This window comes from Martinezella rhizogenes (genome assembly GCF_007002745.1).
GTDB classification, from domain to species: domain Bacteria; phylum Pseudomonadota; class Alphaproteobacteria; order Rhizobiales; family Rhizobiaceae; genus Agrobacterium; species Agrobacterium cucumeris.
Genome location: NZ_SGNY01000007.1, coordinates 42,083 through 65,768 on the forward strand (window position 1 = coordinate 42,083; position 23,686 = coordinate 65,768).

Sequence of the window (23,686 nt, forward strand, 5' to 3'; positions counted from 1 at the left end):
ACCCCGTGCCGCCGGTTTCCGGCGGCACTTTTATTGGGAGAGAGCGATGAAAAGCAGATTGCTGGCGAGCGGCGCGGAGCGCACTTTCATTCTCGTCATCGAGCCGGAGGAAGAAGCCTTCGAGGCCATCCGGCGTTTTGCCGCGGCCGAGAACATCAACGCCGCTTCGGTGACGGCCATCGGTGCCTTTGCAACGGCAACCCTCGCCTTTTTCGATCTTTCGACGCGGGAGTACAAGGAAATACCGGTCACCCAGCAGAGCGAGGTTCTGAGCCTGCTCGGCGACATTACCCTTGATGAAAACGATGACCCCAATCCCCATCTGCATGTGGTTCTGGGCTTTGCCGATGGATCCACCAGGGGCGGCCATTTTTTGAAGGGCGTGGTGCGACCAACGCTTGAAGTGGTCATCCGCGAAACACCCGCGGAATTGCGGCGCAGCTATCGCCCGGAATTCGGTATCGCCCTTATCGATCCCGCCAAATAAACGGCGGAACCGGAAAAACACCATTGCGTTATTCCCCCATGTGAGGGGCGGCATGGCGGCAGCAATCAATCGAAAAGACACCGGTGACGATGAGGTCAGACAGTTTCTCACCGGTCTGGCACGTGGCACGGCGGGTGCTCTGCTGTTTGCACTGCCAATGCTGATGACCATGGAAATGTGGTTTCTCGGTCTTTACATCAATCCGTGGCGGCTGCTGCTGCTCTGCATCCTCAACCTGCCGCTGCTGCTGCTTCTCGCCCGCCGCATCGGCTTTGAGAATATTCATTCCTGGGGCCAGGCGCTGCGTGACGCGATCACGGCCTATGGGCTCGGCATAGCCGTAAGCGCCGCTGTGCTGCTGCTGTTCGGTATCCTGAACGACCAGATGACCGTCTCCACCATCATCACCAAGATTGCGCTGCAATCCGTTCCGGCGAGCATCGGCGCGCTGCTCGGCCGCAGTCAGCTCGGCCAGCATTCGGATGCGCAGGACGAAGAGGACGGCGAATATTCCGGCAAGACCGGTTATCTGCACGAACTGTTCATGATGATGGTCGGAGCGCTCTTTCTCAACCTCAATGTCGCGCCGACGGAAGAGATGATCCTGATCGCCTACAAGGTGACGCCCTATCACATTCTGGCGCTTTGCCTGCTGTCGATCGCCATCATGCACGGCTTTGTCTATGCGCTTCATTTCAAGGGCTCTCACCAGCTGCATGAGGGCCAGCATTGGTGGCAATCCTTCATCCGTTTTACCCTGCCGGGCTATGTCATCGCCATCGCCATCAGCATCTACACGCTCTGGACCTTCGAGCGTCTCGACCATACGTCGCTGTCGCAGATCATGAGCGCCGCCGTCATTCTGGGCGTCCCGGCTTCGATCGGCGCGGCCTCCGCCCGATTGATCCTGTGAGGACAAGATGACGACATCGAAGGGTAACAAACACACCGAAAGTTCCGATCCCCACTGGATAGAATGGGTAACAGGCGCGATCTGCACGCTTCTCGTCGCGGCCATGCTCGGCTGGATCGCCTACGATATCTATCGTTACCAGCCGGAGGATGCCCGTTTCGAAATAGCCGTCACCAGCGTGGAGGGGCAGTCCGTTCCATACCGCGTGAAGTTCGATATCCGCAATCTCTCGATGACGACGGCAGCGCAGGTGCAGGTGCGCGGCGAGCTGCAGCAAGACGGCACGATGCAGGAAAGCGCTGATGTGACATTCGATTATGTCGCTTCGGAATCAAAGGACGCCGGCACGCTTTTCTTCCGCAACGATCCCCGCCGCGGCACACTCAATCTCAACGTCTCCGGCTATACCGAGCCGTAAGACCTTTCAGGACTATTTCATGCCGACATCCAAACTGACGAAAGAACGCGATCTCAGGGATTCAAAGCCGCTCTGGGCCGATAGCCCACGCATCGGCATCCGCAGCGGAACGACGCCAAAAGCCGACCGTTATGACACGATCGTCGTCGGTGCCGGCATAAGCGGCGCGCTGGTGTCGCACGCGCTGCATCGCCCGGGGCAATCCATGCTGATCATCGACAAGAGAGAACCGGTGATGGGCAGCAGCGTGGCCAGCACCGCGATGATCCAGCACGAGATCGACACGCCGCTGACGGAACTCAGAAAGATGATGGGCAAGGATGCCGCCGACAGGGCATGGCAGCGTTCTGCCCGCGCCGTCTTGCGTCTCGAAGAAATCGTCACGTCGCTCGGCATCTCCTGCAGCATGGCGCGCAAGCAGGCACTTTATCTTGCCGGAGATGAAATGGGGTCGCGTGCGCTGAAGGCGGAAGCGGCTGCGCGCGGGGAGGCCGGCATCGAGGCCAGGTTCCTCAGCGCTGCGGAACTGAAAGAACAATATGGCCTGGAGCGGACCGCCGCCATTCTCAGCGACATCTCGGCCTCCGCCAACCCCGCGCAGCTGACGGCGGGCCTGTTGCGCCACACGGCGGGTGCAGGCGCTGAAATTGTCTCACAGCTTGAAATCACCGATCTTAGAAATCTCGGTGACGAGGTGGTCCTTGCGACCGCTGAGGGCAAAATCCTGTCCGCCCGCAATGTCGTCTTCTGCACCGGATATCAATTCCTGAAAATGCTCGAAAGTCCGAAACACCAGATCATTTCCACCTGGGCCCTGGCGAGCAGGGAAGGACTTGAGCTGCCGGACTGGCTGAAGAGCCACATCGTCTGGGAAGCTTCCGACCCCTATCTTTATCTGCGCACCGATCGAAACGGACGCATGATTGCTGGCGGCGAAGATGAGGAAAATCCTACCTCCTTCCAGTCGGAGCGCAAGCTGGCCACTAAAACGAAGATTATCCGCAGCAAGATCGAAAAACTGCTCGGGGTCGATATCGGCGAACCGGAATATCGCTGGGCAGCGGCGTTTGGCACCACCACCACCGGCCTGCCGCTGATCGGCGCGGTTCCCGGCATGAAGAATGTCTATGCCGTCATGGGTTTTGGCGGCAACGGCATCACCTTCAGCCAGATCGCCGCCGAAATCGTCGCCGCCGCCGTTAATGGCGGCAAGGACCCAGACGCCGATCTTTTCCGCTTCGGTTGATGCCCGGTCAGTCTTCCTTGATACCGGTGGCCACCTGCATGCGGCGAAGCGTCCAGAGAACGATAATGCCGACGCCAGCGGCTAACAGCGCGAGCGGCCACATGCCGAGCCCGGCAGAGAGGCCGATCGCGGCCGAAAGCCACATGCTCGCCCCCGTCGTCAGGCCTTTGACATCACCCTTGGTATAAACGACCACACCCGCCGCGAGAAAGGCGATGCCGGCCGTCACGGCCTCCACCAGCCGGATGGGATCGAGCCGTGCGGCCTCATGGCCTTCCGCCATCGTCTCCATCATGTGGATGGTGATGACACAGAAGGTGACGGCGGCAAGGCCGATCAGCATGTTGGTGCGCAGACCGGCGGTGTTCTTGTGAAATTCCCGCTCCAGCCCGATCAGGCCGCACAGAATGACCGCGCCGAACACGCGCACCAGCAGCACCTCGAAAGGCATGGAAACATTCATGGAAAATTCTTCTGCAAGGCTCTGGGGCACTGTCGCGTCTCCTCCCGAAATTTCATCACCAGTAAGTTCGGGAAGGCCGGTTGGTTCCGCGCGGCAATATAAACGTTGCGCGCAACGGAGCCGGAACCATAGGGGCGGCGAAAGGTTTGCCTCCCGTGCGCATGGGCGCACATCATGAATTTTTCACACCATGGGAGAAGGAACAATGGCCGAGAAGAAACTCGACGACCTGTTTTACGACACGCTGAAGGATATCTATTACGCCGAAAGGCAGATCCTCAAAGCCCTGCCGAAAATGGCCCGGGCGGCGACCGACCCGAAGCTGAAACAGGCGTTTGAAAAGCACAAGGAAGAAACGCAGGGTCACGTGGAGCGCCTGCAGGAAGTGTTCGAAGTCATCGGCAAGCGGGCACAGGGCAAGACCTGCGAAGCCATTCAGGGCATTATCGCCGAGGGCGAAGAGATCATTGATGAGTTCAAGGGCACTGCCGCGCTCGATGCCGGTCTCATTTCGTCGGCCCAGGCCGTCGAGCATTATGAAATCGCCCGTTACGGCACGCTGAAAGCCTGGGCGGAAAAGCTTGGCCACACCAAGGCGGTTTCACTGCTGGATGCCACGCTCAAGGAAGAAACCAAAACCGACGATGCACTGACCTCGCTCGCCAAGACCTCGATCAATGCTGCGGCTCAGAAAAAGGCGGCATGATCACCGCTTCGACCGCACAAGCAAAAACCGGAATGGTCTCCCATTCCGGTTTTTTATTTACCTGAAGCTGTCGCGTTTTACGGCAGCGTATAAGCGATCACATAGTCGCCCGGCTTGGTGCCGACGGAACCATGGCCACCCGCAACCATCACCACATATTGCTTGCCGCCTTCCAGCGCATAGGTCATTGGCGTTGCCTGGCCACCGGCTGGCAGACGCGCTTCCCACAGCTGTTTGCCCGTGGTGAGGTCGTAAGCGCGCAGAAAGTTATCGACAGCGGCACCGAGGAAGGCCACACCGCCCTTGGTGATCATCGGCCCGCCAATGCCGGGCACGCCCACCTTGAAGGGCAGCGGCAGCGGCGTCATGTCATAGACCGTGCCGTTCTTGTGCTTGTAGGCGATATCGCCGGTGCGCAGATCGGCACCCGCGACATAACCCCATGGCGGCGCCTGGCAGGGGATCTGCAACGGGCCGAGGAACGGCCCCATGAACACGCCATAGGGTGCGCCATCATTGCGGTTCAGGCCCTGTTCGCTGCCTTTTTCATCCTGCCCCTTCGGGGGGATGTCAGCACGCGGCACGAGCTGCGAGGTAAACGCGAGATATGTCGGCATGCCGAACATGACCTGACGTTCCGGATCGACCGCCACGCTGCCCCAGTTAAAGGTGCCGAAATTGCCCGGATAGATGATCGAGCCATTAAGCGACGGCGGCGTATAACGGCCCTTATAGTCCAGCTGATGGAAGCGGATGCGGCAGGCGAGCTGGTCGAACATGGAGACGCCCCACATGTCCTTTTCCTTCAGCGGCTCCGGCTTGAAAGACAGGGCCGTCGTCGGCTGCGTCGGGGAGGTGAAGTCTTCAGGGATCGCACCGCCCGGCGCCGGCTCTTCCGTAATCGGCAGAAGCGGCTCGCCAGTGCGCCGATCGAGAACGTAGATGTCGCCCTGCTTGGTGGGTCCGACAAGGGCCGGCACGTTCTGGCCGTCCTTGGTGATGTCGAGCAGCACCGGTTGCGCCGGAACGTCCATGTCCCATAAATCGTGATGGACCGTCTGGCGAACCCAGCGGTCCTTGCCGGTGTTGATATCGAGCGCGACAATGGAGGAGGAATATTTCTCCACATTCTCGCTGCGGCCCATGCCAAGCTGGTCCGGCACCTGATTGCCCAGCGGGACATAAACCAGGCCGAGGCCTTCGTCATAGCTCAGCACTGACCAGCTGTTCGGCGAGTTGGTGGTATAGGTCTCGCCCGCCGCAATCGGCTCGGTCTTTTCCGGATTGCCGGAATCCCAGTTCCAGATCAGGGCACCGCTGTTCACATCGAAAGCACGGATGACGCCGGACTGTTCCTGCGTGGAATAATTGTCGTTTACCGCGCCGCCGATGATGATCTTGCCCGCCGCGATGACGGGCGGCGAGGTCGAATAATAATAACCGGCAGGATTGTACTTCATGCCCTGTTCGAGATGCAGAACACCCTGATCGGCAAAGGAGGTGCAGACCTGACCGGTCGCAGCATCAAGCGCGATCAGCCGCGCATCCGACGTCGGCAGGTAGACGCGCTCTGCGCATGCCGTGCCTTGAGCCGCATTCGGCTCGGCATAATAGGAAACGCCGCGGCACGTCTGGTGCTGGCGGTCGGGATTGAGACCGACATTCGGGTCGTATTTCCACTTTTCCTTGCCGGTTGCCGCATCGATGGCAATCGCCCAGTTATGCGGCGTGCAGATATAAAGCGTGTTGCCGACCTTGAGCGGCGTCACCTGATAGGTGGTTTCGCCGACATCGTCGGGTAGCTTCACGTCGCCCGTCTGGTAACGCCAGGCTTCCTTCAGCTGCGAGACATTGTCGACATTCACCTGGGTCAGCGGTGAATAACGCTGGCCATAGGGCGTGCGGCCATATTGATGCCAGTCCGCATCCGGCACGTTGCCGCCCAAATCGGGCGTCGCCAACGCAATTTCCTGAGGCAGGGAACCTGCCTGGTCGTGCGGATCCTGCGCCATCGAGTATCCGGCCACGGCCATGGAAGCGAGAACCGATAACACAAGCGGCCAGGCATTGGGGCCGTAGCTGAGCCCGGTCGGGCTTGAAAAACCAAGCGGCTTTCTGACCCAGGGCACCAGCATCCAAACGCCGATGAGAATGATGATACCGCCACGTGGGCCGAGCTGCCACCAGTCGAAACCGACTTCCCAGACCGCCCAGGCAAGTGTCGCGACAATGAAGACGGCATAGACGTGGAGTGCTGCGCGATTGCGCTGAAACAGCAAAATAGCCGTCAACAGAAAAGCCAGCCCGGAAAGGACATAATAAAAACTGCCGCCCAGCATCACCAGCTGGGAGCCGAAACCAAACAGCGCAAGGCCGATCAGCGTGAGAATAACTGCAGTGACGGTGACTGCCATGAATGAAACCCCCGATTCCTGTCACTTTGGGTGAAATGAAATCGGGGCCAATCTGGTTCCACACAAACTATTCATTTGTCGTGAAAAATTTCACGTCATGGTCGTCAGGGGTTTTGTGGCGCTCCCGTCGAGTCCTGACGCGTCGGATTCGTATCCGTCGAAGCGGGAGGTGCAGCACCGCCATTTGCAGGGTTGTTGTCGAAGCTGCCGGAGCCGGAAGGCTGCTGCGGCACGGGTGCCGTCTCGGTCTGCGTGCTTTGCGGACGGTTTTCATCCGGCTCAAAAACCGAATATTCCACAACCGCCCAGACGACCAACGCGAGAAGAACACTGACAATCAGTATGACAAGAACCGGCCGTCCTCTGGACCCCTGCCGCGCCTGGGTTGCCGTCTCCGTTTTCGGAGCGTCCCGACCGTGGAGATAGCTGGCATTTTCTCTGGCCATATCTTTTACTCCCTGTAACCTGTGAATTTAATCCGCAGGGTCACGGTTTGGTTCCAGAGAGAAGAGAGAGCCTTCAGTTACACTCGGCTGGACAAGGCATATCGAGATCCGGAGCGGCCGCCGCTCGATTTCACTGAAGCTTTGCCTGAGCCCCAGCCAGGAGGTTGTCCGCCGGGCATCCACCGTTTCGCCCGGCTTGTCCGGGACGGTTCCAGCGCTCGCAGTGTCGGGGGTCTGGTTCAACCGCGCAGGCGGTCGCACCCCACCAAATTCGGAATGACCGCCGGCAGCCCGATATTTTTTTGCCTCAAGGCGACGGCTGCGCCATACCGGCAGAATCTCCAGAAAAGTAAAAATTCTCAACATCATAACTATCAGAAAAATAGATCAATTAAAAACAATGCCCTCACTGTGGCATGTTCGCCGTTAATGTGCACCCCCTATTGCGCTACAACCGCAGAGAATAGTCAGATTGTGCTAATAATACGCCACAAGGTGTCAGTTCAGCAGCCTGTATCGTCGCGTTTCAGCGCCCCACACAGCTATAAAGTGGAAAATCGCAGAATAAAGCCGGGAGGAAGCGAAGCGGCTTTGCGGGACATGCCGGCAGAAACTACTTCGCGGTCCAGCCGCCGTCGATGGAAATAGTCGTTCCGGTGATCGACCGCGCCATGTCGCCGGCAAGATAAAGCGCCATTTCCGCCACTTCTTCCGGTTGCACAAATTGCCGGGTCGGCTGCGGCGCAAGCATCACCTTTTTCACCACATCCTCCTCGCTCATGCCATGCACCCGGGCCTGATCCGCGACCTGCGCGGCAACGAGCGGGGTCCAGACATAACCAGGGCAGATGGCATTACAGGTGATGCCGCGTTCGGCGACTTCCAGCGCCACGCTTTTCGTCAGCCCCACCACCGCATGTTTGGTCGCCACATAGGGCGCCTTGAAGGGCGAGGCGCGCAGGCCGTGGGCGGAGGCGATGTTGACGATGCGGCCCCAGCCCCTCTCCTTCATGCCCGGCAAGGCGGCGTGGATGGTGTGAAAGGCACTGTCGAGCGAAATGGCGACGATGCGGGAAAAATCGGCGAAATCGAACTCATCGATCGGCGCGACCTTCTGGATGCCTGCATTGTTGACGAGCACATCGATATGGCCGAATTCGGCGATGACGGTTTCCGGCAGATGGGCGCTTTCGTCGTAGTTTGCGAGGTTGGCCGAAAAATACACCGGCCTGTGCCGTGCCACCTTCGCAACCATCTCCAGGGCCTGCGTCGCCTCTTCCGGCGTCTCTATGCCATGCACCGCGACCAGATAGCCCGCCTCGGCGAAACGTTTGGCGATGGCGAGCCCGATGCCGCTGGTGGAACCGGTGACGAGCACGGTTTTCGGTTGGTCCTCCATCGACCTAGTCCTTCAGCTGCGGCAGGTTGCGGAAAAGCTCGAGCGATTCCGGGTTGGCAAGCGCATCGGCATTCTTCACCGGCCGGCCATGGATGGTGTCGCGCACCGCGATTTCGGAAATCTTGCCGGAACGGGTGCGGGGAATGGCGCTGACGGCAATGATCCTTGCCGGCACATGCCGCGGCGTCGCGCCCGAGCGAATGCGACTGCGGATGGTCTTTTCCAGCTCTTCCGTCAAGGCCGCACTACCCTTCATGCGCAGGAAGAGGATGACCCGCTGGTCGCCGTCGATATCCTGCCCGACGGCAATCGCCTCCTCGACTTCAGGCACGGTTTCCACCTGTCGGTAGATTTCGGCCGTACCGATGCGGACCCCGCCGGGATTAAGCGTCGTGTCCGAACGGCCATGGATGACATATCCGCCGGATGGGCGCAGTTCAGCGAAATCGCCATGCGCCCAGATGCCGGGGAAACGGTCGAAATAGGCGGCCTGATACCGCGAACCATCCTCATCGCCCCAGAATTTGACCGGCATGGAGAGATGCGCATTGCGGCAGACCAGCTCACCGGCAACGCCGCGAACGGAACGGCCTTCATCGTCAAGCGTATCGATATCCATGCCGAGCATCGCGCCCTGCAATTCACCGCGATGAACCGGCTGCAGCGGATTGCCGCCAAGGAAACAGGCGCAGATGTCCGTGCCGCCGGAAATGGAGGCGAGATGCACATCCGCCTTCCAGTCGCGATAGATATAATCGAAGGATTGCGGGATGAGCGGCGAGCCGGTGGAAAGGATCGTCCTCAGCGAGGACAGGTCATGACTTTCACGCGGTTTCAGCCCGGCCTTCAGGCAGGCATCGATGAATTTTGCCGAGGTGCCGAAGGTGGCGATCCGTTCCGCGTCGATGAGGTCGATCAGCCGCGCAGGGTTGGGATAACCGGGATTGCCGTCATAGGTGACGAGCGTTGCGCCAAGCGCCAGACCGGAGATCTGCCAGTTCCACATCATCCAGCCGCAGGTGGTGAAATAGAAGAAGCGCTCCCCTTCTTGGATATCGCATTGCAGCTTCTGCTCCTTCATGTGCTGAAGAAGCAGCCCGCCGCCGGAATGGGTGATGCATTTCGGCTTGCCTGTCGTGCCTGAGGAATAAAGGATCGCCAGCGGCGCCTTGATCGGCAGACGGTTGAAGGCAATCTCCCCCGCCTTATATGGCGCGACGAAATCCGAGAGCGTCACGCAGCCGAGATCGGCAAGGCCGGAAGGAACCGCATCACCGATGAGCACGATCTTTTCGGGCCTCGCACTTTCCGCCACGGCACGGATGGTCGGGCCAACATCGATGCGTTTGCCGGCATAGCCATATTCCGGCACGGCGATCAGGATTTTCGGCTCGATCTGCGACAAACGGTCTGAAGCGCCCGCCGGGCCGAAATCCGGCGAGCAGGACGACCAGATCGCACCGATGGCGCTGACTGCGAGATAGCTGACGATCGCCTCGATATCATGGGTAATGATCGCTCCGACGCGATCGCCTTCCTTGACGCCCGCATGGGCGAGCGCCTGCACCAGACGGGAAACATCGTCGTAAAGGTCTCTTCGGCTTATTTCGCGCCGCGTTCCGTCATCCCGATGGGCGATGATCGCCAGCCGCTCGTCGGCATCGCGCAGCAGGTTTTCGGCATAGTTGAGCCGCGCACCCGGATAAAATTCGGCCTCACGCATCGTCGCACCAGCCTTGAATGCTGTTTCGCCGCGCGTACCGATAATCCCGAGTTCATCCCACAGCGCATCGTAAAAGGCGTCCGGCGCATCGATGGACCAGCGCAGCAGGCCGGCATAATCATCGGCGGTCACCCCGTGCAGTTTTGCCGTTTTCTCTGCGAAGGAAAAAAGCGCCGAGCGCGCCAGCCTTTCCCTCGCCGGCACCCACAAAATATCGGAAGGCGCGACGTCCGTCATGCTTCGCTCCCGCGCAGCATCTCGACGATGGCGGAAAAATCGCGCGCGCCGCCGCCCTCGCCGACGAAGTTCTCGTAAAGCGCCGATGCCGCTGCACCAAGCGGGGTGGAGGCCCCGGCTCCATTGGCGGCCTCCTGCGAAAGCTTCAGATCCTTGAGCATCAGGGCCGCCGCGAATCCGGGCTGGTAATCCTTGTTGGCAGGCGATGTCGGCACCGGCCCCGGCACCGGGCAGTAGGTGGTGAGCGACCAGCACTGCCCCGAAGAGGTGGAGGCGACATCGAACAGCGCCTGATGCGAAAGACCGAGTTTTTCGCCAAGCACGAAGGCTTCCGAGACCGCGATCATGGAAATGCCGAGGATCATGTTGTTGCAGATCTTCGCCGCCTGGCCATTGCCACCCTTGCCGCAATGGACGATCTTTTTGCCCATTGCCTCCAGCACCGGCTTTGCCGCCGAAAAGGCATCAGCCTCGCCGCCGCACATGAAGGTCAACGTGCCGGCGGAAGCCCCACCCGTGCCGCCGGAGACAGGCGCATCGACGGAGGGGCAACCGGCAGAAGCGGCCAATTCATGCGCCTTCAGCGCGCTTTCCATATCCACCGTCGAGCAATCGATAAGGAGCGTCCCGGCGGAGACTTTTTGTACCAGATCACCATAGACCGAAACCACGTGCTCGCCCTTCGGCAGCATGGTGATGATCACATCAGCCGTTGCCGTCGCCTCGTCGGAATCCGCAGCAATGGGAATGCCGGCTTGCCTCGCCGCCGCACGGCAGGTTTCGGAAAGGTCGAAACCCTTCACGGTATAACCCGCCTTGACGAGATTGGCGGCCATCGGCAGGCCCATATGTCCAAGTCCGATAAAAGCGACGGTCTTCATGGGAGCGTTCCTCTCAACGATTATCCGCAAGGATCATGTCGGCAGCCTTTTCGGCAATCATGATCGTCGGCGAATTGGTATTTCCGGATGTGATCCGCGGCATGATGGAGGCATCCGCGACGCGCAGCCCCGCAAGCCTGCGGAACTTCAGCCTGTTATCGACAACGCTTTCGACATCCGACCCCATGCGTAACGTGCCAACGGGATGAAAAATGGTGGTGCCGATATCGCCCGCCGCCCTGGCGAGATCATTATCGTTTTCAAAGGACGGGCCGGGCCGGTATTCCTGTGGCTTGAACCGGGCAAAGGCCGGCTGGGCGACGATGCGGCGCGTCAGCCGCATGGAATCGATGGCCACCTGGCGGTCGCCTTCCGTGGAAAGATAGTTCGGGCGGATTTCCGGCTGCATGGCGAAATCCGGTCCTTTCACATGCACTGAGCCGCGGCTTTCCGGCCGCAGATTGCAGACACTTGCGGTAATGGCAGGAAAAGTGTGAACCGGATCACCGAACTTGTCGAGCGAAACCGGCTGGACATGATATTCCAGATCGGCGGTTTCCTTTTCCGGCGAAGAACGGGTGAAGACGCCGAGCTGGCTCGGTGCCATCGACATCGGCCCGGAGCGGGTCAGCGCATATTCGAGGCCGATCCTCGCCTTGCCGAACAGGGTGGAAGCCCTTTCATTCAGCGTCAGAACACCGGAGACCTTATAGACCATGCGCAGTTGCAGGTGATCCTGCAGGTTTTCTCCCACGCCCTGAACCTCGGCCACGGTGTCGATACCGGCGGCCTGAAGCACATCGCCACGGCCGATACCGGAAAGCTCCAGAACATGCGGCGAGCCGATTGCCCCGGCGGAAAGCACCGTCTCGCGCCGCGCCCGCATTTTTTTCAGAACGCCGTCGTGGTGGAACTCGACACCCGTAACCCGGCCTTCTTCGATGATAAGCCGCTTGACGTGGGCCTTGGTCAAAACCGTCAGGTTCTTGCGGCCAAGCGCCGGCTTCAGAAACGCCTTCGCCGTGTTCCAGCGCCAGCCAGAGCGCTGGTTCACATCGAAATAACCGGCACCCTCATTGTCGCCCCGGTTGAAATCGTCAGTCGCGGGAATACCGGCTTCGCCCGCCGCCTTCTGGAAGGCATCCAGCACATCCCAGCGCACCCGGGCTTTTTCCACCCGCCATTCGCCGCCGGCGGAATGCAGATCGCTCTTGCCGCGATAAAAATCCTCCGACTTCAGGAAATAGGGCAGGATATCGCTCCAGCCCCAGCCCTCGCAGCCAAGCTGCCGCCAGACGTCATAGTCCCGCGCCTGGCCGCGCATGTAGATCATGCCGTTGATGGAGGAACAGCCGCCCAGAACCTTGCCGCGCGGATAGATCAGCGCGCGGCCGTTAAGGCCCGGCTCTTCCGCCGTCTTGAAACACCAGTCGGTGCGCGGGTTGTTGATGCAATAGAGATAACCGACCGGAATATGGATCCAGTGGTAATTGTCGTTGCCTCCCGCTTCCAGAAGCAGCACGCGGTTGTTCGGGTCCTTCGAAAGGCGGTTGGCGAGAACGCATCCGGCACTCCCCGCTCCGATGACGATATAGTCATATTCGCCCATGCTCTTCTCCATACGCCGCCCTTGCCGCGTCGTCCCGGACGCGGGGGAGGCCTCTCAAGTGTTTTTCAAAAATGTCTAGCCGCGGTGCTGGAAGCCGAGTTTTCTCCCGAGCCGCGACGCGTAAAATTCACCGATCAAACCGCGCCGGAACACCAGAACGCAGGCCATGAACACAAGGCCGGTAATGATGGTGACCGGGAAATCCGATGTCGCGAGATAGTTCTGCAGGGTGACCACCAGCCCCGCGCCAAAAATCGGGCCGATCATGGTGCCGATGCCGCCGAGCAGCGTCATCAGGATCACTTCGCCGGACATCTGCCAGGTCACATCGGTCAGCGTGGCGAACTGGAAGACCAGCGCCTTCAGACCGCCCGCAAGCCCGGCAAGCGCCGCCGACATGACGAAGGCGCCGAGCTTGTAACGTTGTACGCTGTAGCCCAGCGAAATGGCACGCTGCTCGTTTTCACGGATGGATTTCAGGATCATGCCGAAGGGCGAGTTGACGAAACGCCAGATGACCAACAGTGCCAGAACAAAGGCGGCCAGCACCGTGTAATAGATGTTGAGTGGTGCGTTGAGATCGAGAAGGCCGAAGAGATGGCCGCGCGGCACGCCCTGCAACCCGTCCTCGCCATGGGTAAACGGCGCCTGAAGGCAGAAGAAATAAAACATCTGCGACAGCGCGAGCGTAATCATGGCGAAATAGATGCCCTGACGACGGATGGCGAAAAAGCCGATGACGAGGCCGAGAAGGGCAGCACCCGCCATACCGATCACAAGACCGATCTCCGGCGTCACGCCCCATTCCTTCACCGAATAGGCCGTGAAATAGGCCGCACCGCCGAAAAACGCCGCATGGCCGAAGGACAGCAGTCCCGTGTAACCGATCAGCAGATTGAAGGCGCAGGCAAACAGTGCAAAGCACAGGAGCTTCATCAGAAAGATCGGGTAGACGAACATCGGCGCGGCGATGAGCACGGCAAGCCCCGCCAGAATGAGCACGGTCTTGATGGTTCCGGCAGTCGTCGAAACTTCCGTCTGCGGCATCGCACCGGCGGTGGTATGGGTGGCTTTGGACATATCAGGCGTCCTTTCCGAAAAGTCCGGCGGGGCGGATGAGCAGCACAAAGGCCATGATGACGAAGATGACGATGTTGGAGGCCTCAGGGTAAAACACCTTGGTCAGCCCTTCGGCGATGCCGAGCATGTAACCGGTGACGATGGCTCCCATGATCGACCCCATGCCGCCGACGACGACTACGGCGAAGACCACGATGATGAGGTTTGTGCCCATCAGCGGCGAGACCTGATAGATGGGCGCCGCCAGCACGCCGGTGAAGCCTGCAAGGCCGGCGCCCAATGCGTAGGTCAGCGTCAGCAGCACCGGCACGTTGATGCCGAAAGCCTGCACCAGCGTCGGATTTTCCGTCGCCGCCCGCAGATAGGAACCAAGCCGCGTCTTTTCGATCAGCGCCCAGGTGGCAAGGCAGGCAAACAGCGAAATGACGACAACGAAGGCGCGATAATTCGGCAGGAACATGAAGCCGAGATTGGTGCCGCCGGCAAGCTCACGCGGCACCGAATAGGGCTGGCCGGCAGCGCCGTAAAGCCAGCGGAACGTGCCTTCCACCACAAGCGCCAAGCCGAAGGTGAAGAGCAGCCCGTAAAGCGGATCGAGATCATAAAGCCGCGACAGCAGGAGGCGTTCGACGATCGCACCGAAAAGCGCAACGACGAGCGGTGTCACCACCAGCGCTGCCCAGAAATTGATGCCGAAATATTGCAGGCCGAGAAAGGCGACGAAAGCGCCGAGCATATATTGCGCCCCATGCGCAAAATTGATGACGCGCAGCAGGCCGAAAATGACGGCAAGGCCGAGCGACAGCAGCGCATAAAACGAGCCGTTGATAAGGCCGATCAGCAATTGCCCGAGCAGGGCCTGAATTGGAATGCCGAAGATCATCGTCATCGTTAAACCCCCAGCACTTTATTGAGTTCGCCCATGCGGCCGGAAAGCTCGCCCACCGGAAAATTGCTGACCATCTGGCCATGATCCATCAGGTAGAAGCGGTCGGCAATGCGGCTTGCGAAACGGAAATTCTGCTCCACCAGAACCACGGTCATGCCCCGGCTCTTCAGCTTTTGCAGCACTTCACCGATGCGCTGCACGATGACGGGTGCAAGCCCCTCCGTCGGTTCATCAAGCAGCAACACCTTCACGCCGGTGCGCAGGATGCGCGCCATGGCCAGCATCTGCTGCTCGCCGCCGGAAAGCTTGGTGCCGGGGCTCATGCGGCGCTCATGGAGATTGGGGAACAATTCATAGATTTCATCGAGCGTCATGCCGCCGGATGCGACAACGGGCGGCAGCTTCAGGTTTTCCTCGACACTCAGCGTTGCGAAGATGCCGCGTTCTTCCGGCACGAAACCGATGCCGTATTTTGCCGTGCGATGCAGCGGCACCGGCATCATATCCTTGCCGCCGAGCTTGATGACACCCTTGCGGTTGCGGATGATGCCCATGATGGTGCGCAGCGTCGTGGTTTTGCCCACACCGTTGCGGCCGAGAATGGTGATGGTTTCACCCTCGCCGACCGTCAGATCGACGCCGTGCAGGGCCTGGCTTTCGCCATACCAGGATTTCAGGTTGGAGACTTCGAGCATTGCCGCCATATCAAGCCTCCTCCGTGCCCATATAGGCCGTGCGCACACGCGGATCGGCCGAAACGGCGGCATAATCGCCCTCCGCCAGAATTTCACCGCGCTGCAGCACCGTGACGTGATGGCAGATATCGGCAACGACTTTCAGATTATGTTCGACCATCAGCACCGCGCGTGTCTTTGCCACCTCGCGGATAAGCTCGGCGACGTGGGAGACATCTTCCCCACCCATGCCGGCCATCGGCTCGTCCAGCAGCAGAACCTTGGGATCGAGCGCCAGCGTGGTGGCTATTTCGAGAACCCGCTTGCGGCCGTAAGAAAGATCGGCCGCAAGCGCATGTTTTTCCCGTGTCAGGCCAACCGTTGCGATCAGCTCCTCGGCGCGGGCATTCAGCCTGTCGAGCGAGGAGAGCGGCAGCCAGAACTGCGTTGCAAGGCCATTCGGACGCTGCAACGCAACCCGCACATTTTCCAGAACCGTCAGATGCGGAAACACCGCCGATATCTGGAAAGACCTGACGAGGCCGAGACGCGCCACCTTGTCCGGTGGCGTCCTTGTTATATCCGTTCCCATGAAAGTGATCGCCCCGCCCGTCGGCTGGAGAAACTTGGTCAACAGATTAAAGACCGTAGTCTTGCCGGCGCCGTTTGGGCCGATCAGCGCATGAACGCGGGCATGGTGGACGTCGAGATCGACGTTTTTCACGGCTGCGAATGCGCCGAAGGTTTTGCTGAGACCACGCGCCGAAAGAACGACGCGAGGTTCGGCCTGCCCGGCGGGGGCGGGAGCGATCATCATGAAACTTTCCCCTTTATTGCGTCAGTCTTTTATTGCGTCACCAGCGGGCAACCGCTTTTTGCAGGGTCCATGAAGGCTTCCTTGCCGGGGATGGTGGCGAGCACCTTGTAATAATCCCACGGCTGCTTGCTCTCATCCGGCTTCTTCACTTCCATGAGATACATGTCGTGGATCATGCGGCCATTGGCGGCCACATGGCCGTCCTTGGAGAAGACGTCGTTGACGGGCATTTCCTTCATGGCCTTGGCGACAGCATCGGCATCATCAGTACCGGCCTTTTCGATGGCCTTCAGGTAGTGCAGCACGGCGGAATAGGTGCCGGCATGCACCATGTTCGGCATGGCGCCGGTGCGTTCCTTGAAACGCTCGCCGAACTTGCGCGATTCATCGTCGCGGTCCCAGTAAAAACCTTCCGTCAGCGTCAGCCCTTGCGCCGCCTCAAGGCCGAGACCATGGACTTCGGCTAGCGTGAAGAGAAGAGCGGCAAGCCGCTGGCCGCCGGCAACGATGCCGAATTCAGCCGCCTGCTTGATGGCATTGGAGGTGTCGAGGCCCGCATTGGCAAGGCCAATGACCTTTGCGCCCGAAGACTGCGCCTGCAGCAGGAAGGAGGAATAATCCGTCGTCGCCAGCGGATGGCGCACGGAGCCCAGAACCTTGCCGCCATTGGCCTTGACGAAATTGGCGGTGTTTTCTTCCAGCGAGTAACCGAAAGCATAGTCCGCAGTCAGAAAGAACCAGCTGTCGCCGCCCTGCTTCACCAGCGCGCCGCCGGTGCCGACCGCGAGCGAATAGGTGTCATAAGCCCAGTGGAAACCATAGGGGCTGCACTGCTTGCCGGTCAGTTCGGTGGTTGCCGCACCGGTGTTGACGGTGATCTTCTTCTTGTCCTTGGAGAGCGCCTGCACGGCCAGGCCCACTGACGACGATGTCAGCTCCATGATCGAATCCACCTGTTCGGTGTCGTACCATTGCCGGGCAATGTTGGAGGCCACGTCCGCCTTGTTCTGGTGGTCGGCGGTCACGACCTCAACCGGCGCATTGAGCACCTTGCCGCCGAAATCCTCAACCGCCATCTTCGCGGCCTCGTAAGAGTACTTACCGCCAAAGTTGGCGTAAACGCCGGACTGGTCGTTCAGGATACCGATCTTGACCTTGCCGTCCGAAATCTCGGCGGCATAAGCGGCGGTGCCGGCGGCCAGTGCCATGGCCGTGGATAAAACGATACTCTTGCGCATGACTTCTCCTCCCAGAGATGATTGCGAGCCTCAGATTGTCTGTGCAACAGTGAACGAAGCCGCATGGCGATCGTCCCGGGTGCTGCATCCGAACGGTCACGCCACTCTCCTCAAAGCGACGCATCCTGATTTTAGATTTCTCGAATTCCTCGGTTGACACAAGAGCACGGCATCATCAAATTTCGAACAGCAACTGTTCATTTTTGAACAGAACTCGGAATGGGAGACGAGATTGGCCACGCCTTTTACCTGGGACGACCTGCAATATTTTCTGGCCGTGGCCCGTACCGGACAGCTCTCATCGGCCGCCCGCAGCCTGCGCACCAGCCACGCAACCGTCTCCCGCCACATCGACCGGCTGGAATTCTCGCTTAAAACCAAGCTGTTCGAGCGAAACCCGCGCGGTTACGAGCTGACGACGGTGGGACGGCGACTGGTCGATACGGTCGAGCGCATAGAAGCGGAGGCCGAAAGGCTGCAATCGGATATCTCCGAAAGCGGCAGCCTGCTGCGCGGCGTGGTGCGCCTAAGCGCCCCTGAAGGTTTTTCCAATTTTTTCTTCGTGGAGAGGCTGAAAGACTTCGCCGCCACCCATCCCCACATCATGGTGGAGATGGTGACGATCCAGCAGATCATGGCGCTGTCCAGAAAGGAAGCGGATGTGGCCGTCACGCTCGATCCGCCGAAAGCCGGTCCCTATATCAATGAACAGATCATCGATTACACGCTGCATATCTATGCCTCGCGTTCCTATCTCGCCGGACATCCGAAAATCACGCGGCGTGAGGATTTGCCCGACCATTTCTTCATCGGTTACGTGCAGGACCTGATTTTTTCGCCGGGCCTCGATTACATGCGCGACGTGATGCCCGGCCTGCGCCCCAATTTTCAGTCATCGAGCATTTTCGCCCAGCTGACCGCCACGCTGAGCGGCCGCGGCCTGTGCATATTACCGAACTTCATCGCCGCCCGCTTTCCGGACTTGCAGATGGTTCTTGCCGACGAAGTGCAACTGCGGCGCGGCTACTGGCTGACCAGCCATCAGGATCTTGCCAACGTGCCGCGTGTACGCTCGCTGATGGATTTCATCCTGACCACCGCACGCGCCCACGAAAATCTCTTCATCCTCGACCGCAGGACGATTGCCTGAAACGACCATCGTTCACATTTCGGCGACACCGTGTTTACGGGTGACGGATTGGAGGATGTGCGCAGTTGCTTATATGACTGACAACAACGAAGCCGGTTTGTGAAAACCGGCATCCTCCGACATCTGGAAGGTCATCATGAAAAAGATCGGATTTTTATCCTTCGGCCACTGGACACCCTCACCCCAGTCGCAGACCCGCTCGGCGGCCGACACGCTGCTGCAATCGATAGACCTTGCCGTGGCCGCTGAAGAACTCGGCGCCGATGGCGCTTATTTTCGCGTGCACCATTTCGCCCGCCAGCTTGCCTCACCTTTTCCGCTTCTGGCCGCCGTCGGCGCCAGAACGAAAAATATCGAGATCGGCACCGGCGTCATCGACATGCGTTATGAAAACCCGTTCTACATGGCGGAGGATGCCGGTTCGGCCGACCTCATCGCCGGTGGACGCCTGCAACTCGGCATCAGCCGTGGTTCGCCGGAACAGGTGATCGATGGCTGGCGTTATTTCGGCTTCCGCCCGGCCGAGGGCGAGACCGAGGAAGATATGGCGCGGCAACATACCGAAGTCTTCCTGGAGCTTTTGAAGGGCGAAGGTTTCGCGCAGCCAAACCCGAGACCGATGTTCCCGAACCCGCCCGGCCTTTTGCGCCTGGAACCCCATTCCGAAGGGCTGCGTGAGCGCATCTGGTGGGGTTCGAGTTCCAACGCGACGGCGGTGTGGGCGGCAAAGCTTGGCATGAACCTGCAAAGCTCCACCCTGAAGACGGATGAAACGGGCGAACCTTTCCACGTCCAGCAGGCGCAGCAGATCCGTATCTTCCGGGAAGCCTGGAAGGAAGCCGGACATGCCCGCGAGCCCCGTGTCTCAGTCAGCCGCAGTATCTTCGCCCTCGTCAGCGACCGTGACCGGGCCTATTTCGGTTACGGCAATGAAGGCGACGACAAGATCGGTTATATCGACGACAAGACGCGTGCGATCTTCGGGCGCAGCTACGCCGCCGAGCCTGAAGCGCTGATCGAACAGCTGAAGGCCGATGAAGCCATTGCCGAGGCCGACACGCTGCTCCTGACCGTACCGAACCAGCTGGGCGTCGATTACAACGCCCATGTGATCGAGACGATCCTGAAGCAGGTGGCGCCGGCTCTCGGCTGGCGCTAACGGCTGGTCCTGAAAATGAGCAAGGCGGCGCAGTTTCTGCGCCGCCTTTTTTATTTCACCGCCTTGCCATAACGGGAAAAGCTTTCCGCCAGCGGCGTCGTGCTGGCGCCGGGCTGCTCCGGACGTTTGTAAACGCCATCCCGCACCTGGATCGGCTCTTCGAAATGATCCTTGATCCACGGAATATATTCGAGAATGGTCGAAGCCGGATGCCAGTAGCTCAGATGCACATGCACCTGGCTCATCTCACCCGCATGCGGCACCACGGGCAGGCGATGGGCGAGTGCCAGATCAGCCACCTGAATATATTCGGTGATGCCGCCAAGTCGGGTCACATCCGGCTGGACATAAGCGACCGCGCCGGCATCGATGAATGAGCGGAACGCATCCACCGTATAAAGCTGCTCGCCGAGCGCGATGGGAATGCACGTATTGCGCGCCAGCCGGGCGTGGCTGGTGACATCGTCATACCACAGCGGCTCCTCGAACCAGTAGATATCCAGATCCTTCGCCGCGGCGCAGAAGCGCTGGCATGTCGGCAGGTCCCACTTGCCATTGCCGTCAATGGCGATGCGGATGGAGGAGCCGACGCGCTGGCGGACGGCGGCAAGCCGGGCAATGTCGATATTCGGATCATCATGACCGACCTTGAGCTTCAAGCGGGTGAAGCCATCCTCCTCCACGGCCTTTGCACTGCCGGCCAGCAGGTTTTCCAGCGTAAAGGAAAGCCAGCCAATATCGGTATTATAGGCTTCCACGCCGGCCGTGCGCGCACCGCCGAGATATTGCCAGAGCGGCACGCCCGCCTTTTTCGCCTTGATATCCCACAACGCCACGTCGATGGCGGCAAGTGCCAGATGGGTGATTCCGGCCCGGCCGACCCATTGCAGCGAGGGGTAACGGGCAAGTTTCATCCACAGCCGTGAATGCTCCGACGCGTCCTCACCCAAAAGCAAGGGCGCATAACAGTCGCTGATGCAGGAGGTGATCAGCCTGTCGGATGGCAGATGCGCGTGGGTGCCGGTGAAACCATAACCCTCAATGCCGTCACTCGTCGTGATTTTTGCGCCGACGACGCCCCAATGGGTGATGCTGTGGGTGGAATCGGAAATCGACTCCGATGTCAGCGGCAGATGCAGGATGAAAGGTTCGACAGCGGTAATTTTCATGATCGGTCATTCCTCGATGCTTGAACGCTTCTGAGGAGGAAAGGCGGAAGTCCCTTTTCTGAGCGCTTCACCGATTGACTGGTGAAGTCACGTCATTGTCCCGCACCCAATGGCTGCGGGAATTGAGCCGTCAGGGGATTGCCGGACCACCCTCCTCCCGCAGCCGGCTTCCGATGGCTGATAGAGCTAACGGAAAAACGGATTTTGTAAAATAAAAAATTTTTTATTTTTAATATTTGATTGTTGCCTGTCTTTCCAAGCTGGGCAATGATGCGGCCATGAACACACTCGTCAAAGTCACGCTCGCCGAACAGGCGCACCGGGAGCTGCGCGCCCGCATCGTCAGTGGCAAACTGCGCGGCGGCGAACGGCTGCTGCCCAACGAGCTTGCCGCCGATCTCGGCATCAGCCCCACACCGGTCAAGGAAGCCTGCGTGAAACTCGAGGCCGACGGGCTGGTGGTCAATTCTTCAAGGCGCGGCATGGTGGTGCGCGATTTCACCGTAGAGGATGTGGAAGAGCTCTACGCCGCCAGAATGCTGCTTGAAAAAGGCGCCGTCGAAGTGGCTTTCGATGCCGGACAACTGGACGGGGAGCTGCATGCGCAGCTTCTCGAAAGCCTTGCCAAACATCGCGAATTCGCCAAGGGCCCGACGCTCGACGAATTGTCAAAAGCGCTTTTTTACGACCGCAGCTTTCACACGACACTGGTTTCAGCCGCCCGCATTCCGGTCATCTCCGGCTCGCATGAGCGCATTCTCGACCAGACCCACACGGTTTTCGTCTCTATCCTCGGGGATTACGCCCGTTCGGTGGAAGAGCACCAGAATATCGCCGACGCCATCGCCGCCGGCAGCAAGGCCCAGATCGTCGATGCCCTGTGGCGGCATCTCGAGCGCAGCCGCCAGAACACGCTGCGTCAGGTCCGGCTGCTCAAAGAGGCTCGGGCCTGATCCATTCAAAATACGACCTGTTCAGGCACAAGTGGAGGAACTGACATGATGCGCGAAAACCCGGATGCCGCCATTACCATCTTGCTCCGCATGGGGGTTCCGCATTGATGACGAATAGGCTTTCCACTGCCGCCCTTACCCGCCTGCCGCAATCCGTGGCAACACCCGCCTATGATCGCCAGACGGTCACACCCGGCATCGTGCATCTGGGGGTCGGTGCGTTTCACCGGGCGCACCAGGCGGTTTTCATTGATGACTGCCTCAATCGCGGTGAGACGCAATGGGGCATCGTCGCCGCATCGCTGCGCAGCCCGGACACACGCGATGCCATCGAACCGCAGGACAATCTCTACACATTCTGCCTGCGCGACGGAAAGAGCGAGCACCTGCGCATCATCGGCTCCATCATGGAAACCATCGTTGCGCCGGAAGATCCTGAAAGGCTGGTGGAGCGGCTATCCGATCCGCGCGTGCTCATCGTCACCCTGACCGTGACGGAGAAGGGTTATCTCACCAATCTCGCTTCCCGCAGCCTGCTGCGTGACCATCCCGATATTCTCCACGACCTTGAAAACCCGGACCGGCCACGCTCCATCTTCGGTTTCATTCTCGCCGCTACACGACGCAGACGCAAAGTAGGCTCGCTGCCGCTGACGCTGCTTTCCTGCGACAACCTGCCCGCCAACGGGCATGTGTTACAAAAGCTCTTGCTGGAATTTACGGAACTGGCCGATGCGGAACTGGCCTCCTTCATCGAAGCCAATATCGCCTGCCCCTGCTCCATGGTGGACCGCATCGTTCCCGCCACAACCGACGCGGATCGGGACGCAATATCGACAGCACTTGGGGTGCGCGACGCCTGGCCGGTGGTGGCCGAGCCCTATTTCCGCTTCGTCATCGAAGATCGTTTTCCGCATGGGAGACCGGCGCTCGAAAGATCAGGCGTGGAGTTCGTCAGCAACGTCGAGCCATATGAACATATGAAGCTCCGAATGCTGAACGGCTCGCACAGCGCCATCGCCGCCATAGGCCAGATCACCGGCATTAAAACGGTTGCCGATGCATGGGGTGAAAAAACCGTGCGCGATTTCATCGACGCCTATTGGCGCGAAGTTGCCCGGACGTTGGACCCGGCGGTCGATGGCGCAGAATTTGCAGCCGGCCTCAGGGAGCGTTTCGCCAACCCCTCCCTGCAACACAAAACGATGCAGATCGCCTCCGATGCCTCGCAGAAGGTACCGCTGCGTATTCTTGGCCCCTTGCGCGAATTGCTGGAAGAAAAGACCGCCAGTCGCGCCGTTATTTTTGCCGTCGCTTTATGGATCAGATCCTGCGCAGACCGGGATGAGAAGGATCAGCCGATCACCATTCTCGACCCTGCTTTCAAGGAATGGGATGCGCCGGACCAGCTGGCAATGGCGCCGGATGCTGTCGTGGACCGGTTCCTCACCTTCAGGCGCACATTCGGCGATGACCTGCCAGCCAACGAAAACTTCGTGTCGACACTGAAAGCCGCTTATCGCGACATCCGCGAGCAAGGCGCACTTGCCGCTATGGGTATGTTTTTAAAGTCCTGAAAAACAAACAGGCCGGAAACCCGGCCTGTTTTCTAACT

Annotated in this window: 22 protein-coding genes; 9 read left to right on the forward strand and 13 right to left on the reverse strand. The window is 59.7% G+C overall.

Annotated features, from left to right (window positions below; translation table 11 throughout):
- Nucleotides 1–46 precede the first annotated feature (46 nt).
- The 4 genes from EXN68_RS19390 to EXN68_RS19405 are packed head-to-tail and all read left to right on the forward strand — an operon-like array spanning nt 47 to nt 3,064.
- Complete coding sequence (locus tag EXN68_RS19390; protein WP_142842417.1) at nt 47–487, forward strand: PPC domain-containing DNA-binding protein; 441 nt, start codon at nt 47–49, stop codon at nt 485–487.
- A gap of 52 nt (nt 488–539) precedes the next feature.
- Nucleotides 540–1,400 (forward strand): TIGR02587 family membrane protein, encoded by an 861-nt coding sequence (locus EXN68_RS19395; RefSeq protein ID WP_142842418.1) that lies wholly within the window; start codon nt 540–542, stop codon nt 1,398–1,400.
- A 7-nt stretch (nt 1,401–1,407) separates the two neighbouring features.
- Entirely contained in the window at nt 1,408–1,818 is a 411-nt protein-coding gene (locus EXN68_RS19400; protein ID WP_142842419.1) for a TIGR02588 family protein, read from the forward strand.
- Between the two features lie 19 nt (nt 1,819–1,837).
- On the forward strand, nt 1,838–3,064 hold the full coding sequence (locus EXN68_RS19405; protein ID WP_142842420.1) for an NAD(P)/FAD-dependent oxidoreductase: 1,227 nt from the start codon (nt 1,838–1,840) through the stop codon (nt 3,062–3,064).
- A 7-nt stretch (nt 3,065–3,071) separates the two neighbouring features.
- Here the strand turns inward: EXN68_RS19405 and EXN68_RS19410 are convergent, their stop codons facing one another.
- On the reverse strand, nt 3,072–3,557 hold the full coding sequence (locus tag EXN68_RS19410) for an MgtC/SapB family protein (RefSeq protein WP_142842421.1): 486 nt from the start codon (nt 3,555–3,557) through the stop codon (nt 3,072–3,074).
- 175 nt (nt 3,558–3,732) lie between these two features.
- Here EXN68_RS19410 and EXN68_RS19415 point away from each other — a divergent pair, with 175 nt between their 5' ends.
- On the forward strand, nt 3,733–4,233 hold the full coding sequence (locus EXN68_RS19415; protein ID WP_142842422.1) for a YciE/YciF ferroxidase family protein: 501 nt from the start codon (nt 3,733–3,735) through the stop codon (nt 4,231–4,233).
- A 77-nt stretch (nt 4,234–4,310) separates the two neighbouring features.
- Here the strand turns inward: EXN68_RS19415 and EXN68_RS19420 are convergent, their stop codons facing one another.
- The 11 genes from EXN68_RS19420 to EXN68_RS19470 form a co-directional block, all read right to left on the reverse strand.
- Nucleotides 4,311–6,647 (reverse strand): glucose/quinate/shikimate family membrane-bound PQQ-dependent dehydrogenase, encoded by a 2,337-nt coding sequence (locus EXN68_RS19420; RefSeq protein ID WP_142842423.1) that lies wholly within the window; start codon nt 6,645–6,647, stop codon nt 4,311–4,313.
- Nucleotides 6,648–6,751: 104 nt separating this feature from the next.
- A complete protein-coding gene (locus EXN68_RS19425) occupies nt 6,752–7,093 on the reverse strand; it encodes a flagellar basal body-associated FliL family protein (protein WP_142842424.1) in 342 nt (113 codons plus the stop codon).
- A 613-nt stretch (nt 7,094–7,706) separates the two neighbouring features.
- Nucleotides 7,707–8,492, reverse strand: coding sequence for a 3-hydroxybutyrate dehydrogenase (locus tag EXN68_RS19430; RefSeq protein ID WP_142842425.1), 786 nt, complete (start codon nt 8,490–8,492; stop codon nt 7,707–7,709).
- 4 nt (nt 8,493–8,496) lie between these two features.
- Entirely contained in the window at nt 8,497–10,452 is a 1,956-nt protein-coding gene (locus tag EXN68_RS19435; protein WP_142842426.1) for an acetoacetate--CoA ligase, read from the reverse strand.
- Entirely contained in the window at nt 10,449–11,333 is an 885-nt protein-coding gene (gene mmsB / locus EXN68_RS19440; RefSeq protein WP_142842427.1) for a 3-hydroxyisobutyrate dehydrogenase, read from the reverse strand. The genes EXN68_RS19435 and mmsB overlap by 4 nt, the downstream gene beginning before the upstream one ends.
- A 13-nt stretch (nt 11,334–11,346) precedes the next feature.
- Nucleotides 11,347–12,942 (reverse strand): GMC family oxidoreductase, encoded by a 1,596-nt coding sequence (locus EXN68_RS19445; protein ID WP_142842428.1) that lies wholly within the window; start codon nt 12,940–12,942, stop codon nt 11,347–11,349.
- A 75-nt stretch (nt 12,943–13,017) separates the two neighbouring features.
- Nucleotides 13,018–14,022 (reverse strand): branched-chain amino acid ABC transporter permease, encoded by a 1,005-nt coding sequence (locus tag EXN68_RS19450; protein WP_142842429.1) that lies wholly within the window; start codon nt 14,020–14,022, stop codon nt 13,018–13,020.
- A 1-nt stretch (nt 14,023) separates the two neighbouring features.
- The gene (locus EXN68_RS19455; protein WP_142842430.1) at nt 14,024–14,911 is read right to left on the reverse strand and encodes a branched-chain amino acid ABC transporter permease; all 888 of its coding nucleotides are present in this window, start codon (nt 14,909–14,911) and stop codon (nt 14,024–14,026) included.
- Nucleotides 14,912–14,913: 2 nt separating this feature from the next.
- Nucleotides 14,914–15,615: an ABC transporter ATP-binding protein gene (locus tag EXN68_RS19460; protein ID WP_142842431.1), complete on the reverse strand. Its 702-nt coding sequence runs from the start codon at nt 15,613–15,615 to the stop codon at nt 14,914–14,916.
- A gap of 1 nt (nt 15,616) precedes the next feature.
- The gene (locus EXN68_RS19465; protein ID WP_142842432.1) at nt 15,617–16,402 is read right to left on the reverse strand and encodes an ABC transporter ATP-binding protein; all 786 of its coding nucleotides are present in this window, start codon (nt 16,400–16,402) and stop codon (nt 15,617–15,619) included.
- A 29-nt stretch (nt 16,403–16,431) separates the two neighbouring features.
- Nucleotides 16,432–17,640 carry an ABC transporter substrate-binding protein gene (locus EXN68_RS19470; protein ID WP_142842433.1) on the reverse strand — a complete coding sequence of 403 codons (1,209 nt, stop codon included), beginning with the start codon at nt 17,638–17,640 and terminating at the stop codon, nt 16,432–16,434.
- A 232-nt stretch (nt 17,641–17,872) separates the two neighbouring features.
- Here EXN68_RS19470 and EXN68_RS19475 point away from each other — a divergent pair, with 232 nt between their 5' ends.
- Together EXN68_RS19475 and EXN68_RS19480 are read left to right on the forward strand one after the other, a co-directional pair.
- Entirely contained in the window at nt 17,873–18,790 is a 918-nt protein-coding gene (locus EXN68_RS19475) for a LysR family transcriptional regulator (RefSeq protein WP_142842434.1), read from the forward strand.
- A 136-nt stretch (nt 18,791–18,926) separates the two neighbouring features.
- The gene (locus EXN68_RS19480; protein WP_142842435.1) at nt 18,927–19,949 is read left to right on the forward strand and encodes an LLM class flavin-dependent oxidoreductase; all 1,023 of its coding nucleotides are present in this window, start codon (nt 18,927–18,929) and stop codon (nt 19,947–19,949) included.
- 50 nt (nt 19,950–19,999) lie between these two features.
- Here EXN68_RS19480 and EXN68_RS19485 read toward each other — a convergent pair whose 3' ends face one another.
- A complete protein-coding gene (locus tag EXN68_RS19485; RefSeq protein WP_142842436.1) occupies nt 20,000–21,118 on the reverse strand; it encodes a mandelate racemase/muconate lactonizing enzyme family protein in 1,119 nt (372 codons plus the stop codon).
- Between the two features lie 278 nt (nt 21,119–21,396).
- Here EXN68_RS19485 and EXN68_RS19490 point away from each other — a divergent pair, with 278 nt between their 5' ends.
- Nucleotides 21,397–22,071 (forward strand): GntR family transcriptional regulator, encoded by a 675-nt coding sequence (locus EXN68_RS19490; RefSeq protein ID WP_142842437.1) that lies wholly within the window; start codon nt 21,397–21,399, stop codon nt 22,069–22,071.
- A 107-nt stretch (nt 22,072–22,178) separates the two neighbouring features.
- Nucleotides 22,179–23,648 carry a mannitol dehydrogenase family protein gene (locus tag EXN68_RS19495; RefSeq protein WP_142842438.1) on the forward strand — a complete coding sequence of 490 codons (1,470 nt, stop codon included), beginning with the start codon at nt 22,179–22,181 and terminating at the stop codon, nt 23,646–23,648.
- The last annotated feature ends 38 nt before the right edge of the window (nt 23,649–23,686 follow it).